The sequence below is a fragment of the Flavobacterium limi genome (assembly GCF_010645075.1).
Classification (GTDB): Bacteria; Bacteroidota; Bacteroidia; order Flavobacteriales; family Flavobacteriaceae; genus Flavobacterium; species Flavobacterium limi.
The window spans coordinates 297,696-315,496 of record NZ_JAADZV010000005.1 but is presented as its reverse complement, the minus strand read 5'-3'; the positions used below and the strand labels follow the sequence as shown (position 1 = coordinate 315,496).

At 37.9% G+C, this 17,801-nt stretch carries 8 protein-coding genes; all 8 read right to left on the bottom strand.

Annotation, left to right across the window (positions count from 1 at the left end; genetic code table 11):
• Positions 1-51 precede the first annotated feature (51 nt).
• The 8 genes from GXM16_RS12715 to GXM16_RS12680 all read right to left on the bottom strand — a co-directional run bounded on the left by GXM16_RS12715 (position 52) and on the right by GXM16_RS12680 (position 17,763).
• Positions 52-1,638, bottom strand: coding sequence for a glycoside hydrolase (locus tag GXM16_RS12715; protein ID WP_163394808.1), 1,587 nt, complete (start codon positions 1,636-1,638; stop codon positions 52-54).
• Between the two features lie 172 nt (positions 1,639-1,810).
• Entirely contained in the window at positions 1,811-3,448 is a 1,638-nt protein-coding gene (locus GXM16_RS12710; RefSeq protein WP_163394807.1) for a glycoside hydrolase, read from the bottom strand.
• A gap of 1 nt (position 3,449) precedes the next feature.
• Entirely contained in the window at positions 3,450-5,051 is a 1,602-nt protein-coding gene (locus GXM16_RS12705; RefSeq protein WP_163394806.1) for a RagB/SusD family nutrient uptake outer membrane protein, read from the bottom strand.
• Positions 5,052-5,063: 12 nt separating this feature from the next.
• Positions 5,064-8,096 (bottom strand): SusC/RagA family TonB-linked outer membrane protein, encoded by a 3,033-nt coding sequence (locus GXM16_RS12700; protein ID WP_163394805.1) that lies wholly within the window; start codon positions 8,094-8,096, stop codon positions 5,064-5,066.
• A 34-nt stretch (positions 8,097-8,130) separates the two neighbouring features.
• A complete protein-coding gene (locus GXM16_RS12695) occupies positions 8,131-9,528 on the bottom strand; it encodes a cadherin repeat domain-containing protein (protein WP_163394804.1) in 1,398 nt (465 codons plus the stop codon).
• Between the two features lie 646 nt (positions 9,529-10,174).
• Positions 10,175-12,967, bottom strand: coding sequence for a sugar-binding domain-containing protein (locus tag GXM16_RS12690; RefSeq protein ID WP_229684335.1), 2,793 nt, complete (start codon positions 12,965-12,967; stop codon positions 10,175-10,177).
• A 34-nt stretch (positions 12,968-13,001) separates the two neighbouring features.
• Positions 13,002-16,373, bottom strand: a complete 3,372-nt coding sequence (locus GXM16_RS12685) for a DUF5107 domain-containing protein (RefSeq protein WP_163394803.1) — start codon at positions 16,371-16,373, stop codon at positions 13,002-13,004.
• Between the two features lie 13 nt (positions 16,374-16,386).
• Entirely contained in the window at positions 16,387-17,763 is a 1,377-nt protein-coding gene (locus tag GXM16_RS12680; protein ID WP_163394802.1) for a sugar porter family MFS transporter, read from the bottom strand.
• Positions 17,764-17,801: the final 38 nt, after the last annotated feature.

The following is a 17,801-nucleotide window of genomic DNA, read 5'->3' as shown; positions in this document are numbered from 1 at the left end:
TTTCAGGTTTCAAGTTAGTTTCAAATCTGGAACCTGAAACTTATTTTATTTTCAATATTGTAATTCCCCCACAAACGTCACTACAGATCTTACCGGAATTTCCAGATTATCTGTTTTCTGAACCGTTCCTCTTTTTAAATTAGAAGTTTCAGAAGTTGTATAAGGTGTAAATTCATTGTTTTTTACAGTGCCTTTTGACAAATCAAATTTGTATTGCTGAGCTGATTTTCCGCAATTTACTGCTACTACAATCAGCTTTTTGTTTTGAACATCTTTGTAAGCTGTCAGCATTACATCATTTGCGGCATCCAGTTCATTCTGGTTTGGAACATCAATTCTATACATTCCCGGACGTACAAAAAGTGAATAATTTCCTAAAGCCCAAAGCAGTTTTGAATCACGAAACTCTCCATCGTTTCGAACATAATCCGGTGCTGTTGAGCCGTTACTTTTACCATCATCCAGATAGATCAGACCGTCTTTATAATCAGCACGCGTAATAGATGTCCACCACTGCCATGAAGCTGCATTTGCAACAGCAATATCATTATGAATTAATCTTGCTACAAACAAAGCGGTCTGCATTCCTAAATCCCTGCCTCCGCCTGAACCACCCGGAATTTCATCTTCTCCCGGATTTTCCAGAATACAGTATTCCGACTGCCAATATTTCAATCCCGGTTTCTGTTTTACTTCTGCAGCAATTAATTTTCGGCTTAAGACCTGTTTTTCAACCGGCCAGGTCGTAAAATAACTGTGGCCTAAAATAACATTTTTAACATTCGGTAATTTAGAAATATTTGTTTTTGTTTTTCCAAAGAAATAATCAATCTGATTATCTCGATTTTCTGCATTTACATTTTCATACAAATAATCGATTTGTGCTGCTTCGGCAACTACAATTTCTGTACTCATTTTTTTGGCTTTAAGCTTTTCAGAAAGTGCTTTGGTTACCTCGTATATTTCCTGATTTGTAGCCGGGGTGCCTTCCTGACTGTTGGTGTCACCGCTTTTTGGCATCCATTCCCATTGCGGTTCGTTTAACGGACTTACATAATCGAATTTTATTCCTTCTTTTTTCTCCAGTCCCTGAATACTTTGAACTAAAAAATCGGCAAATTTTGGAATTGCACCATCTTTTAGATTCAGTTTATTTTTTCGGGAAGAAAAAGATAATCCGTTATGCGTCATATGAACCGGCGGACTGTTTGTAAAAATCAGGAATTTTTCAACTCCTCGCTTTTTGGCTGCCTGCAAAAACCATCTTTGCCCTTCCTGCTTCGAAAAATCATAAGTTCCGTCAGCATTCAAAATGCATTCGCTTCTTCTCCACTCATCAGATACCTTACTGTTTTCTCCTTGTTCTGTGCTTCCTGCCCCAAGATTAAAACGCCAGATCGAAAGTCCGATTCCTTTTGGATTTCCATCTGCATCAATTTCTTTACTAAATAATAAATCCGCGATGGCATTTTTTTTGTGTTCCGGCCAATTTTTACCCACAAATTGTGTTCTCCATGCATCCGAGCCTCCAAAACCATCCATGGTCTGAACTACATTATCTGTGCTAATGGTTATGGTTCGCTGCCCATACGACAGCGAACCCATTACCAATAAAAGCGAGATATATACTTTTCTCATTAATTTTTATTTTTCATATTGACGTAAATTTTATTATCGTCTTGTTTGTCATTCCGAGGAACGAGGAATCTCACTAGAAATTCCGCAAAGTATGTCGCCAATCTTTGTCGATTAACGAGTGTGATTTCTCCTTACGTCGAAATGACAATATTGTCGTTAAACCTTTGAAACCTTACTTATATGTTCCTACATACGTTACAACTGATCTTGCCGGTATTTCTAAATTCGTAGCATCGACAGCTGCACCTTTTTTCAGACTTAACGTTTCAGAAGTTGTATAAGGTGTTAGTTTATTGTCTGTTAAAGCTCCTCCACTAAGGTTAAACTTGTATGTTTTTGCTGCTTTGCTGATGTTTACTGCAACGATTACCAATTTTTTGGATGCAACATCTTTATAAGCCGTCACCATAACATCATTTACCGCTTTTGCACTGTCAATACTTGGAATTTGAACCCTTACCATTCCCGGTTTTACAAAGAAAGAGAAGTTTCCTAAAGCCCAAAGTGTTTTGGAATCCCTGATAAATCCGTCGTTTTTACAATAGTTAGCATCACCTGCACCATTGCTTGAACCATTATCTACGTGAATTAATCCGTCTTTGTAGTCGCCACGGCTGATAGCTGTCCACCACTGCCATGAAGTTACCCCTCCAACCGCAATATCGGTACTGATGATACGGGCTGTCCAAAGTGCCAGAGAAATTCCTAAATCTCTTCCAGGACCTGCACCACCCGGAAGCTCAGCTGTTCCCGGGCTTTCCAAAACGCAGTATTCTGTAGACCAAAGACTTAAACCTCCAATAGATTGTGCTCTTACAGCAGCTAATTCCCTTGAATTTACTAACTCTCTTAAAGGCCATGCCTGCCAGTAACTGTGTGCAGAGATCGTTTTTTTGACATTACTTAAACCTGCAATATTCTTAGATGAATTTGAAGCAAAGAAATAATCAATCTGGTTCGATCTGCTTTCTTTTCCTGCAATCGTTTTATACAAAGGCTCATAAGATCCTCCTTCTCCCACTACAATCTGAGAACTTAGCCCTTTTGATTGTAATTTTGGAGATAAAACATTCACAAAACTGTAAATATTTCCATTCGTAGCCGGAGAACCTTCCTGACCTGAACCATCCCACTCGTATTGCGGTTCGTTGAACGGACTCACATAATCAATTGTCAATCCGTGCTCTGATTTTAATTTATCTAAAGATGTTACCCAAAAATCAGCCAGTTCAGGCATTTTTCCTTCTTTCAGGTTGTAATATTCTTTGATACTCGCATGCGCTTTTCCGTTTTGAGTTAAGTAAACCGGAGCGCTGTTTGTAAAAGCCAATAATTTATCTACCCCACGTTCTCTTGCCGCTTTCATAAACCAAACCTGACCGGCTTGTTTGGTCATATCATAGTTAACTCCATCTGTGGTAAAACATTCAGAACGTCTCCATTCGTCAGTAATATCGCTGGCATCTCCCTGCTCTGTACTTCCTGCCCCCAGGTTAAAACGCCATAATGACAAACCGATTCCTTTTGGATTTCCTTCAGCATCAAACTCTTTGCTGAAAAGCAAATCGGCCATTTTATTTTTTTTATCCGAAGGCCAGTTTTTTCCAATAAAATTACACTGCCAGGCATCAGAAGCACCAAAGCTTTCCATGGTCTGAAGATTGGTATCCAGATTCACTTTTAATTCTGCAACAGCATTATCAGAATCAGAATTTTCGTTTTTATCAGAATCACAGCTTATTAAAAAAGAGCTTGCGAAAAGTAAGCCTGCACACAGCAGACTTACTCTATTATTTTTATATAATATCATCTTAATAATTAGGGTTTTGAGTAATTACACCATCACTTAAATCTCTCTCGATTTGTGGTATTGGCCAAAGTAAATGTTTTGAAGGATCAAAATTGATTCCTTTATCCTGTGATTCTTTCGTATTTGTTGTTTCGTAAGGATCAGTAGAACTTAAATTGTATTTCACAAAAGTTCCGTTTGGTCCCATCAAAGTTTCAATTACTCTTTTTCCTGTTGTCGGATCTTTTTCACGACGGATATCGAACAAACGCAATCCTTCAAAAGCCAGTTCCAGACGACGCTCTTTATAAATTTGTTTTAAAAGCGTTGGACCGGAAATTCCTGTTTTAGGATCTAAATCCACACGATCCCTGATGATATTGATATCTGCCAAAGCATCTCCGCTAGTATGATAGCTTGCTTCTGCTCTTGTCAGGTACATTTCGGCCAGACGAATCAACGGAACATTTAATGGCAGGTGTCCGTCTTTTTTATCCAAAGCACGACGTGTAGCAATTGGAATGTAATATTTGCGGCAAATACGTCCTGATTTATTATCATTTAAACTGAATTTGTGAGTTGGATTTAAAACCTCATCTCCGTAAGCAGCTTCTCCCCATTTGGTAATAGTACTTCTGCGGCGGATTTCATCATTTTCAGAAAGATAGGCATTCTCTAAGTCACTGGTTGGCATGCACCATCCCCATCCGTCAATAACATCTTTGGCATCATTACTTGGGAAATTTTTCTTGTCTTCACCTCTGGCTCCTGAAAAAGTTGGCAACATAGAGCCTAAAGCTTCGTTTTGAACTGAAGATGACTGAGCCTCTAAAATCGATTCTTTTCCGTTATGATTGTTGACATTCCAAATGTTTAGAAAATTTTCTTCCAATGAATATGGCCCTTCTGTAATTACCTTATTGGAATATTGTTTTGCTTCAGCCCATTTTTCCTGAAATAAAGAAACACGAGCCAACAAAGCATAAGCAGCCCATTTGTTTATTCTGCCGTTTCTTGCTACCGGAATTCCTTCGAGTTTTGCAGCAGATTCTTTTAAGTCGGCTTCAATTTGTGCATAAACTTCTGTTGCAGGGCTACGCTGTAATTTTAAATCGCCGGTCCCCAAAGATTTCGTGTACAAAGGTACTGCTCCGAAAAAGTTTACCAACTCATAATAACAATAGGCGCGAACAAACAGAGATTCCCCCATATATTGGTTTTTCTGAGTATCAGTAATTGGTGAAACAGCCATTTTTTCCAAACCAATATTTGCGGATTGAATAGTATAATAATGAGCTGTATAAAGACTGTTTAATGCGCCCATATTGTCCGGAGTAATAACATACTGCGCTCCTGGTCTGAATGCCCCATTGTCCTGCCCTGTGTTTCCCATCCAGGCATCATCAGTAGCTGTTTCGTTCACCAATCTTGGAGCGAGCAATGTATACCAGTCTTTAGAAAGCAACAATCTCTGCGTTAATTCATTGGTATAGTTTTCGCATTCCTGCGCTGTCTGAAAGTAATTGTCCAGCGTCTGCGTTCCTCTTTGTTCTTTTTCAATGAAATCTTCACAGGAAACTGCAAGCATTGAAAAAGCTAGTATAGATAAAATTATTTTTTTCATGTCTTTCTATTATTAAAATGCTACATTAAGACCCATTAAAATGGTTGGCTGAACCGGATAATTCCATCCTCCAAAACCTGATCCTTTAACTCTGTCATCTTTATCAGGATCTCCCCCTGCAACTTCAGGATCAACACCTGAATAGTTTGTCCATGTCCATAAATTCTGTCCTGATATTGATAGTCTCAATTTGTCTAAGCCAAATTTATTCTGAAAAGTATATCCTAACTGAATATTCTTCATACGTACAAATGATCCGTCTTCTACATAAAAAGAAGAAAATTTAGTGAAGTTTTCATTGTTGTCATCTTTAGACAAACGAGGAACATAATTTGAAGTTCCTTCTCCATGCCATGCCATCTGATCCAGTCCGCTTACTTTGTTTGTTAAGCTTGCACCGTTATATAAATCTGAAATATTCTGGTTCACAATGTCATTTCCGATACTGGAATAGAAATTAGCTACCAGATCAAACTGTTTGTAGGCAAAATTTAAATTTAAACCCACATTGTAATCTGCCCATGGTGAACCAATTTTTGTTCTGTCCTTATCATCTAATTTTCCGTCACCATTCAAATCTTTGAAACGAATATCACCCGCTTTTGCATAAGGCTGTAATTTAGTTCCGTGTTCGTCAGTATGCGAATTTAGTTCAGTTTGATTCTGGAATAATCCATCTGCTACATATCCATAGAAATATCCAGGTTCTTCACCTTTAGCAGTCAAAGTTCTGTTTCCTGCTCCGTAAAGTCTTTCTCCTTCAGCTGATAATGAAACCATCTCTACATTTACGGTTGTGAAAGTCAGGTCTACACCATACGAGAAATCCCCTTTTTTATCTTTATACGAAAGCAATAAATCGATACCGCTGGATTGCATAGCACCTACATTTGTCCAGATTGTTGAATAGCCCGGAAAACCACTATATGTTGGAAATTGCTTCTTGAACAACATATCGTTTGTTTTCTTTTGGTAGTATTCTAATGACCCGGAAAATTTATTTTTCCATAATGCGAAATCAATTCCAAAATTGATATCCTCAACAGTTTCCCATTTAATATCTTTGTTTGCCATTGTTGACGGATAAGAAGTATCCACCATCTCACCTCCAATCACATAGTAACCTTGTCCAATATTCGATTGATAAACTGAGTCCGGTAACCCCTGATTACCAACTTTACCCCAACCTGCCCTTAATCTAAGATCACTTATGACTTCTTTAGTGTTTTCCATAAAACCTTCATTCGAAATTCTCCATGAAGCAGAAGCAGAAGGGAAATTGGCCCATTTATTATTTGCCATAAACTTTGAAGAACCATCACGTCTAAAAGTTCCTGTAAAATAATATTTACTGTCATAGTTGTAAGAAAGACGAGAGATGTATGACATTATAGAACTGGAAAAGCTATTCCCTTCGCTGTCACGATTTTTAGTAGCTGCACTAACTTCTCTCATCGAATCTGAATTGTTAGGCACTCCTTCTCCATACCCCCAGACTTCATTACGATTATACTCTTCCATGGTACTACCTATCATTAGCGAAGCATTGTGTTTCTCTGCCAATGTTCTTGAATACGTTGCAGTAGTCTGCCATGTCCAATCTACATTAGTTGTATTCCATCTTTCGACCTTATTAATCTCCTCTTTTTCGTGCGCTGCATCGATTATGAAATCCGGTCTAAATCTGCTTCTCACTCTATCACCAACTTCTACAGATGCCTGTGTGCGGATTACCAAACCTTTGATTGGCGCATATTGCAAATATCCGTTGGTATTTAAATTATACTGGTCTGAATAATCATCATATCTTTTTACAGCTGCAACCGGATTCCAGACATACGAAGGAGAACGTGCATAAATACTGTATTCATTTTCTAATCCGGTTAACTGGTCTGCCGGCTTGTAAATTGGCGTAATTGGATCAATTTTAACAAAATCAGCCCAGTTTCCAGGACCTCCCCAGCTTTCATATCGAGGGTTTAAAGTGATTCCTGCAGAGAATTTATCCGAGAATTTAAAATCATTATTGATTCTCATTGTGATTCTTTCCCATCCTCCTATTTCATACATTGATTCGGAATTGTAATAGTTTAAACTAACCGCGTAAGTATGTTTGTCTGAACCTCCTGAAGCCCCTAACGAAGCATTTGTTACCGGAGTACTTTTTCTGATTCCGGCACCCCACCAGTCTGTCGTTTTTCCTCTGTATTGAGAAGCGTTAGGCAAATAATCTGAATAGCCTGAATTATTATAAGCAGTATTCATTATGTTAGCGTATCCTTCAGCATTTGCCATGTCGTACGGATTCTCCATCATCTGCATACCTGAACTCAGGTCAAAAGTAAATCTTGTTTTTCCCGTTTTACCTTTTTTCGTAGTAATAAGGATAACCCCGTTAGAAGCTCTAGAACCGTAAATAGCACTTGCAGAAGCATCTTTTAAGACTTCCATCGACTCAATTTCGTTATTACTCAAAAAGTTGATACTGGTTCCCATCGGAATACCATCAACCACATAAAGCGGATCTGTACCAAGATTGATAGTTGAAATACCTCGAATCAATACCCTTGGCTGTGCTCCCGGACCACCTTGCCCGGTAATCTGAACACCGGCAACTTTTCCCTGCAAAGATTCGGTAACATTACCAACCGTCATGGTTTGAAGTTCTTTTCCTTTTACTGAAGAAATAGAACTCGTTACATCGCTCTTTTTTACAGAAGCATAACCCACTACTACAATCTCATCCAAAACCTGACTAGACTCATCTAAGGTAATATCAAGAGTAGTTTTATCTCCGGCAGCTACGACTTTCGTTGTAAAACCGATGAAAGAAAATTCAATCTGAGTGTTTGCATTAGGAACAGAAATCGAATATTTACCATCAAAATCTGTTGCTGTTGAGTTAGAAGTTCCTTTTACAATTACATTCACCCCCGGAATCGGCACATTGGCTTTATCCTTTACAGTTCCTTTGATTGTTGTTTGCCCAAATGATGCAGCACTGCACAATACGGCAATAAAAAACCATATATATTTAAATTTCATATTTCGCTATTTTGTTTATTAATGAGATAACAAATTATTTTTTTGTTATAAAAGCTCTTTCTAATTCAGTATCCACAACTACTTTATATACTCCCGGAGCTGCAGGATATTTAGCATTTCCATTTTCTCCCGGTGACATTGTTGCAATACCGTTTTTAATAAGTCTCCATGAAGGGCTCCACCATTGACCGGTAAAAGTAGCTTCCATTGTTCCAGTCAAAGTATACTCTCCAACTAACTGATAAGGATTGTTTGGGTTGTTTGCCAAATGCAGTCCTTTTTGCATCCAGGCATCCCAGGTATCCCAGGTAGCGCCCTGAATTCCACCACCACAAACACTCACGAAAGGTTTTCTTTGTGCTTCTACATCATGCCATAATCCGTTGGCTATATCTGCCCATACTTTGCTTGATGGTGTATATTTAGTAGCAGTGTATTTTAATGTGTTTGGATTTACTTTAATAACGTAATATCCTTTTGTAGGTAAAACAATTGGTGCAGAAGCAACATCATCAATAACATTTCCTGAAGCATCTAATCCAAAACAGTGTGGGGCAAAGTCAGATTCCTGTCCTAAGAAATAAATTTCTTTATTGTCTTTGTCGGCATAGTATTTAAATTCAAAATCCTGTCCGCTTTTTTCGTGGAAATACATTGGTACACCAACAGCATCAGTAGTCAGGTTGGTTCCTTTTGGCTGATCACATAAATAAAGGGCAGGATATTCATTCGTAGCTACAACATTGATGTTCAAAGTTCCTGTATTTGGAATTGCAAATTTATCTTTAGCTGTAATTGTTAATACATAATTAGCTGCAGTTACAGGCAATGTATAAGTTTTATTAAAAGTATAGGTTTGCGGCGATCCGGATAACTGAACTTTATCATCGATCCCAAGAGCAGTACACTGAACCTGAACATAATCAATTCCTGAATCGTCATTAACCACAAAGTTAACCGGCATCAAATTACTGGTAGACAACAAAATAACAGCTCCTTCTTTTGGAGTAATCATACTTATTGCAGGTGCAGCAAATTCGCCGTCCAGACGCAGATTGATTTCCTCATCAATTGAATTACCGGAAACGTCTGTGATTTTTAATTTGATTTTAAAAGCTTCAGAAGTGCCTCTGTCTGCAGGAACTTCGAAGAAATAACTTAAATCGTATGTTTCGAGCAGAGGATCTGTTGCAAACGTAATTACTTTATCAAGAGATAATTCCGGAATCTGAATTTCTACACTTTTTAATCCTAAATCATCTGCCAAAGCGGCTTTGATTTCAAATTTCCGTGTTGGTGCACCATAAATTTCCTTTGTCGCAACCACAATAGTAGGGTCGTCTGAGCTGGGAAAATCGGCTTCATTATTTTGACATCCTGTAAACAGAAGTGCAAAAGAAGCAAGAAAAAATAAAAATACATTTTTTTTCATTTCTTTAATTTTAAGGTTAGGTTAGTTGTTTTTTTTTATTCTTAAAGGTTTTGTTTATTGATGCAGGTAATTTTTCGTCTCTGTTTTGGGGCAGCAGAAATGTAACTTACTAATGGATTATTCTCATATTATTTGGTTTGGTTAATAGTTATCAATACTTTTTTATTTATAAACCCTGAAACAGGTATCAACTTTTGTTTTAAACCCGCAGTCTTTTTCTGCGGGTGGATAAGTACATAGGATAAAAAACCACATTTCCCCATGTTATTTAAAGAAGGCTCAGTTCTTTAAACAGACAAAAACTTATCTTAAAAACTAACACTTATAACATACACAATAACACAACTTAAAATGTTACTATACCTGCAAAGGAATAGGTAATTCAGACTTTTGATAAGGGGTAAAATGGAAAAAAAAGGAGGTCAAATTCGCAATAACAGCTTATTTGGACGTAAAAATTATAAAGTACAAAAAAATAGAATCTTTTTTTTACACATAACACAATTACAAGTACTTTTCCTGAGTACTCACGCAATTCAATTTAGTAATGATGAATTAAATGCTTTTTAGCATTATTGATTAATCTAAAACAAATCAGACCTAAAAAGAGGTGCTTCCAATAGTCTGATTTGTTTTTGCTTTTTTATTAATAGATACTTGTCGCTCCTTCTTTACTCTTTTCTTTTTGGCTTGCAAGAATGGATTTCAAAATTTCAGGATTTTTGATTATTTCAGGACTAAAGGAGTCGCTGTTCATATACTTCAATATCGAAACAAGCATTTGTTTTGCTACGGGACGTTTGTCTAAATCGGCTGCTAAATCAAAAGAAGCAATTACCAGTTTTCCGGATTTTACGCTTCCTTCAAAAAGAGAAGCCAGTCTGCGGTTGTTCGCAAAGTTGTCAACCATTTCTACAATCGGATTTCCTCCTTCCATTCCGTCCATGATAAGAGTAGTAGAATTTACATTTAAATCCCACCACTGCCAGTCGGTATTTATATCTGTTGGAAAATCAGCCAAAGCTTTGTGCGAAGGGTTACATAATACGCCCATCGTACCTGCCTGTTTAGGAAAATGCACCGGACTCCAGAATACAGGCACAAATTTTCCTTCAATGCCTTTAATCTTTTTCCATTCCGGATTTAATAATACTTTTTTGCCTGCATTTAGCAATTTGTAGGCTTCATCCAGATTTCGGGTATACACTACCTGCCCGTAATCAATGGTTTGCTTTTGCGGATACACCCAGATATGCCATTGGTTTTTATAATTCGTTCCTTTCAGATTTACTTTTACTGTCAATTGAGTTGCCTTTGCAATTTCCTGAAGGCTTTCATTTATATCCAAAATTTTATGATTGTATCCAATTGATACTGCTGTCTTCGTTCTACCCGAAGCTATTACCGTTTGTGCCTCGTTAATACTCCATTCAATTTCCTGATCTTTTAAAGCTGCATCCGAAAAATTACTGATATCCAAACAAGCTGTAAAAGATTCATTATTTGTGTAAGTTGCTTTTGGAAAACGCAGAAGCGGTACAACCGGAGCTGAAAACTGCCTGAATTCTTCTGCTGAAATCAAACCTTTACTATCCCAAAAAGCATCCAAAAGTCCAACTAAAGCCGTGCCCTGCCCTGGAAAATCATGTAAATCCAACAACTGAAAACCGCTGATGCCTGCTGTTTTTAATGCTCTTTCGATTTCTTCTTTGTACAGAATCACTGCCAATTTACCCGAAGCTTTAGTGTAATCAGCAGCTTTGTTTATTAATCCCTTGCGTTCCAGATCTTCTTTAACCGATTTAAAATTAATAGGTTCCAAAACTCCTGTGTATTTCGAAATTTCATCTATTTTAGGATAAACCGCATACTGACCAATTTCGTGGGTCACCAAAGGCACCGTCATTCCTTCAACAGAAGCAACATAATCTTTATTAAACGTTGGCGATTCACTATTAAAAAGCCCTTGTCCCCGAACCCAGCCTTTCTTTGTCCATTGGGTAATAAAGAAATCATCTTCCGGTTCCGGCCAGTCGCCATTTCCTTTTTCGAAAGTAAACGAGGTTGTGGTGTACAAATGCCTGCTGTCTTTAGCTTTTAAGCTGTTCATTAATTTCGTCAAAACAGTCATATCGCCCTGAAGTTCATTCCCCATCGACCACATACAGAATGATGGATGGTTTCCATATTCATCAATCATACGTTGTGCTTCGGCGTATAAAAAATCAGTTGTTTTTTGATCCTGTCCAATTTTTAAAACCCATACCGGCAATTCAACCTGCAGGTAAAACCCCATTTCGTCAGCCACTTCAAACGCTGCCTGAGGAGGACACCAGGAGTGAAAACGCAGGTGATTCAGTCCCCACTCTTTTGCTGTTCCGAAAACTTTTCTCCATGCTTCCTTATCCATTGGCGGATGCCCTGTAAGCGGAAAAATATTGCATTCTAAAGTTCCTCTTAAAAATACAGGCTGGTCATTAATCGTTAATACAGAACCTTTTCTGGAAAAACTTCTCATTCCAAAATCAACTGAAGCATTCGAATTGTTTTTCCCGGCTTTCAATTCGGCTTTCAATTCGTATAACTCAGGCGAAAATTCACTCCAGAGTTTTATATCTTTACCCAGATTATAATCTGCCTCAATGAATGATTCGCCGGTTCTTATCTGGATTTCCTTTTGAAGCGTTGCTGCCGAAATGGTAGTCTTTTTATTGACTGCAGTTATGCTTAAAATTCCTTTTGTGTTTTTGATGTTATTGTTTAAAACCACTTTCACTTTTGCAATTCCGGTACTGATTTCCGGTTTTACCTGAAGATTTGCAATTCGAACAGCATCAAAAGCTTCAATTTCCATTTTACCAATAATACCGTTCCAGATAATCTGCGTTTGATTGGTATAAGCGTGCGCCATATTATCGACACTAATATCAAACAGTTTTCGGTTATCCACACGAATCGTTATCCGATGTGTTTTACCGGCAACAAGATATTTGGTAAGGTCAAAATAATGCGGTGCGATCAGACTGTTTTGTTCTCCTGAAACTTCTTTTCCGTCAATCCAGACATTGGTTTTCCATATTACGCGCTCCAGTTTCAGTATAAATTCTTTCTTTTTCCAATTTTTTGGGATCGTAATCTCACGCGTATACCAGGCAGCTCCTAAATAACTGTTTTTACGGGTTAAATGGCTCATTTGGAGTTTCTCTAAAGCTGGTTTTAGCTTATTCGGAACTCCAAGACCGGCATAATCGGTGGTTCCAGGTAATTTCATCAGCTGCTTAAAACTCATGTTCTGCCAGCCGTTTTTCAATCCAATATCCGTGCTGTCTAACTGAACAGTCCAGTCACCGGCTATATTCAGTATCAGCTTCTCTTTCGAATCCCATGAAGAAAGAAAAACTAAAAGCAGAACCGATGTTATAATATGTTTAATTTTCATTTTATTAATTTTATAAATCGTAAACAACAATTTTCTATTTACGAAAAGTCTGTTTATTGATATCTAATTCTTTCACTTTCTGATAATATTTCTCAGACTCAATTTCATTTCCTAATCCACTGTGACCTAAAGCCATTACATAATAGCAGTGTACCTGATTTCTAACATTCAGATCATCATCCCAAATGGCAAGATCCGGAAGCGAAACGGCGAAATAATCGATTCGTGATTTTTCGAATAAATATTTTTCTCCATGGGCGAGCAGTTTATTGAAACGGCTTCGGGCTTTGTCTTCATCACCTAATTCTCGCCATGCCAGTCCCTGATAGAAAATCTTATCCGGCTGCTGATCGTTATAGAAAAATGCCTGAACAGGTTCTGATGATCCTAAAGTTGCTTCAATAAAATTTGCAGTGGCATTTTCTAAATCTCCAAGACCTTTGTAAGCTAAGCCTTTATAATAAAACACCTCATTTTCTTCAGCATTTTTCAGTTTCCCTTCACCTAAATCATGCGGATAGACTTCGGTTTCTTGCAGTAATTGTAACGCATCAGCAAATCGGTTTTCTGCAATTGCGATTTTGGCTAATTCTACTCTGCATAAAGTGTACTGACCTGTCACTTTTCCTTCACCGCCTTCCCAAGGGTGGAATTTTCGCTGTGCAATCAATTCTTTTGCAACAGTATATTTCCCTGTCTGATTGTAAAGTGTAATGCGTTCAATACACAAATCATCGCGCTCTTCAACCAAGTTTTTATATCGATTTAAAATTTCTAATCTGTATTCCGGAGATTTTCCAATTTTCTTATATAACTGATCCAATTCCATAAAAATTCTTGAATCTGTTGTATCCAATGCAAATGCTTTTTCCAGCATTTCCTGAGCTTTTACTTTATGATTCGTTTTATTAAAATAAGCCAGGGCAAGATTTCGTAATAAAGTTGGAAATTTGTCATCGATGCTATAAGAGAGCTCCCAGCATTTTACAGCCTCATCATACTGACGGAAAGCATACCAAAAGTTCCCTAAATAATAAGGCGCTTTTGCATCTTGCGGATTTAAAAGAATGGCATCCTGCAGTATATTTACTTCTTCTATTCGATTTGGAAAACACTTTTCAGGTGACTGTAAAGCCGCCTTTTTGTACCATTCTATTGCTTCGCCTTTATTTCCGTTCATAGAAGCAAAATGCCCCAAAGCATAATACACCATTGGATAAACATCTTCAGTATCACTAATCGATTCCTGCAATAATTGAGAAGCTTCCTCATACAATCCCGCTCCTGCAAAATCCAATGCATATTCGATATAACCGTGTGACCATTGACGCATAATAGCATTCATTTCGTCCAATACCGCTTGTTCATTTGTCAGCAGATATTTCTCAAAACGGCAGCCCATATTGAATTGGTCGATTTTGATGGATTCTTCAATCCATGTCAAAGCTTCCTGATTTCTGTTTAACTTCCTCAAAATAGACGCTTTCAGCTGGCGTGCTTTGTGATTGTGCCAGTTGCGAATCAAGGATGATTCTACTCGTTCCAACGCTTCCGACCATTCTTTCTTTATACTGTCAATTTGTGCCAAAGCATAAAATCCGGCATCCTGCCACGCTGCGTTCCACGTCGCTTTGAAAAGAGAATTATAAGCATCATCAAATTTTCCCTGTAATTTCAGGCAATAACCCAGATTGTATAAAGGTTCACCATCAATCGGATTTGGATTGCGTTCTGTCAGCACTTCAACTGCCGTTCTGAAATACGTTTCAGCTTTTTCAAATTGCCCTCTTCTTAGCATTAAAAGTCCAACAGCATTGTTGCATCTCACATCTCTTGAATCTCTGCTTAACGCTTCAAAATAATAATCCAACGGATTATAAGTCGCGTGTCTGTATTGTTCCAGATGAAGTCCCGTTAAATACAATTGCTCCATCGAAGCAATATCTTTTGGATCTAAAGCTGCCTTTGCAGGATCCGGAACTGGTTTTATTTCTGCTTTTTCTTCCTGATACTGCACCAGAATTTTACCATTCGAAGTATAAACCGTAAAAATCAAATCTTCAGAGGGTGTTTCACCAGTTGAAACTCGTTTTTTATACGGATTTACAGGTGAAATCGTAATTACATCCTGAAACAATATCTCGTTTTTATTGTCCTTTAATTCAATTTTTAAGTTCTCATAAAGACCTGTGGTGTACAAAATCAGATCAGCTTCGTTTCCTTCAACTTCAATATTAATGATCGCATCTTTTGTGGCATTTTTTACATACCCCACTTCGGCATACGGCATAAAATACTGTGTCCATGATTTTTCTTCATAAGCCTGAAGCCATGAGAAATCAGGCTGATTGTCTGTAAAAACGCCCGTCATTAATTCGATATACGGACCGTCCTTATCGGTTAAATTTCTGTCCCATGCCAAACCAAAATCTCCGTTCCCCCATGTCCATTGCTTTTTTCCCGGAGATACATGGTGATTGGCAACATGGAGTAATCCTGCCTGCACATCGTCTTCGTACCCCCCCACAAAATTATATTTGGACTGCACTGCCATATACGAAGTTGGTACCGGAATGTTTTTATATTTTGAAATATCGACACCTGCCGAATAATCCTGTTTGTAATATTCTCCTGTTGCAATCGGGAATTTAGAAACATCTCTTTTTCCGTGATCAAATACGGCATTCACATCGGGAGGAAAAACTGATTTATAGCCATCATTTACTACTACAGCAGGATTTGCCCACCAAAGGAACGTTTGCGGAAAAGCAGTCCGATTGTAGATTTTTACTTTAATCTCGATATAGGCTTTGTCAGGATGCAATGTGAATCCCTGCATCCCTTTGGTCCTAAACATTCTCTCTACCTCATTACACCAAATGGTTTTACTACCATCTTCATTTTCTTCGATACTGAAATCAGTAGGCAAAAACGTACTTGGACGATGGTGCTGAGGCCAGTTGAACTCAATTCCGCCGGAAATCCACGGTCCTGTAAGTCCCACAAGAGCGGGTTTGATTACCTGATTGTAATATACAAAATGACGCTGTTTCACTTTATCATACGCCATATGAACGCGCCCTCCCAATTCCGGAAGAATCATGATTTTGATGTATTTGTTTTCTAAAAAAATAGCGTGATACGATTTATCAACCTTTTCATCTGATAATTTCTCGACCACAGGATACGGATAAACAGCTCCTGAACTTCCCTGATATACTCGTTTTTCAAGAAAAATTGGATTCTTTTCTTCTTCCCCTATTTGATAGGTTGGCAATAAAATATCCTCTTCCCAAACACGAACTACACCATTTTCGTTAACTGTTGACTGAATTAAATAAGCCGTGATTTTTTCGTCCTGACCTGATTCTTTTGTATGCAAATTATCTGCAATTGTATTTTCCATTTATGATATGCTGTTATTTTGTCAATTCATTTTCAATTTCCTCTAAAGACTTTCCTTTGGTTTCCGGCAATGAAATGCGAAGGAAGAAATATCCGGCTAAGCAGATAATTCCATAAAGCCAGAATGTTCCGTAAGAACCAAGGCTGTTATTTAGTATCGGGAAAGTATACGTAAGTACGAAACAGGCTGTCCAAAGGGCAAAAGTTGAAACTGCCATTGCCATGGCACGTATTTTTGTCGGGAATATTTCAGATAAAACGACCCAGGTAATCGGTGCCAGTGTCATCGCGTAGCAGGAAATTGCTGCTATAACAAGGGCTAAAACGGCAAGACCGGTGATTTCAAAATAATAGCAGGCACCTAATATAGCATAGATGAAGAACAGCCCAATTGAACCAATCAGCATTAAAGTTCTTCTTCCCCATCGGTCTACAAAATACATTCCGACAAATGTGAAAATTACATTGGTTAAGCCTGTAATGACGATATTGAATAAGATATCAGAAACGCCATAACCCGCAGCTGAAAAGATTTCCTGAGCGTAATTGAAGATCACGTTGATACCGCACCATTGCTGGAAAGCGGCAATTACAATTCCTAGTACCAGAATCTTTGGCATTTTACCTTCAAAAAGCATTTTATAACTGGCTTCTTCTTTGACATCACCAAAACCTGATTTGAGCTGTTCAATTTGTTCTTTTGCAAAGGCTAATCCGCCAATTTTAGAAAAAACAGATTCGGCTTTATTATATTTACGCTGACTTGCCAGCCATCTTGGACTTTCTGGTATAATCAGTATCAAAATAAAAAAAGCTACAGACGGAATGGCTCCTGCCCAAAACATGTATCTCCACCCCCATTGTCCGTTCCATGAGTTCAGAATATTCTCTCCTTCTATAATTGGGTCTGCAATTAACCAATTTACAATTTGAGCCGCCAGAATACCTATTACAACTGTCAATTGGTTTATCGAAACAAATTTTCCGCGGGATTCACTTGGGGCAATTTCGGCTATGTACATTGGCGAAAGATTCGAAGCGATTCCGATACCTATACCTCCAACAACTCTCCAGATAATGAACCATTCAATTGTATCTACTATTCCGGTACCAACAGCCGCCAGCGTAAAAAATATCGAAGCTACTATCATCAGCGGTTTTCTTCCGTATTTATCGGATAAACTTCCGGAAATCATTACACCCAGTAAACATCCTAAAATAGCGCTTCCCATAACCCAGCCCTGCATAGAAGGCGAATTGGTAATATTAAAAAAAACTTCATAAAAAGGTTTTGCACCTCCAATTACAACCCAGTCATAACCAAATAATAAACCGCCCATGGCTGAAACCAGCGCTATGAAAAGCAGGTAGGAAGAATTATACTTATTCATATATTTTAATTTTTAAATTTATTTATCGTTTACAAATA